Source organism: Mesotoga sp. HF07.pep.5.2.highcov (assembly GCF_003666285.1).
Lineage (GTDB): Bacteria > Thermotogota > Thermotogae > Petrotogales > Kosmotogaceae > Mesotoga > Mesotoga prima.
In genome coordinates, this window is sequence record NZ_JFHJ01000129.1 from 1 (window position 1) to 564 (window position 564).

The 564-nt window shown below is 49.5% G+C and carries 1 pseudogene; it reads right to left on the reverse strand.

The features are described 5' to 3' along the window. Positions 1–553, reverse strand: a pseudogene (dctP, locus tag BG32_RS02035) (TRAP transporter substrate-binding protein DctP); the annotation flags it as partial. Positions 554–564 lie beyond the last annotated feature (11 nt).

Sequence of the window (564 nt, forward strand, 5' to 3'; positions counted from 1 at the left end):
CGTCCCATGTCCATGAAGGCCTCGTTATTTGGCATTCTGATCTTCATGCCTTTGAGATCTTCCGGCTTGTAAACGGGACCAGCCTTTTCGGTTGTGTTGAGCTGCCTCATACCGAGATACCATGTATCCAGAACCCTCATTCCGGTGTTCGAGGCCAGTTCATCGAACCATCCTTTACCATCGGGCTGTTCATGACGGAATACATGTGGTCAAGGCTCTTGAAAATGTAGGCTGCATTGAGCACTCCCATCTTAGGCATATTCCCAAGATCGGCGAACCACGATGGCGCTCCATCACCGGCCATCTCGAGGTCTCCCCTCATTACTGCCAGCAAAGATGTCTGCTGATCTCCGAGCTGACCTGAATGGAAGACCTTGACAACTATTTTGCCTCCACTTAGATTCTCGACAACTTCGGCAAACTTATTCATTGCAAGGACCTGCGGTTGAGTCGGTGCAGCCACCGTATTGAAGCGAATTGTATAGGTCTCCTCAACGGCAAAGCAAACGAACACTGTGAGCAGAAGGAAAACTAAGATAAATGCCTTTTTCATCGCCAAACCCC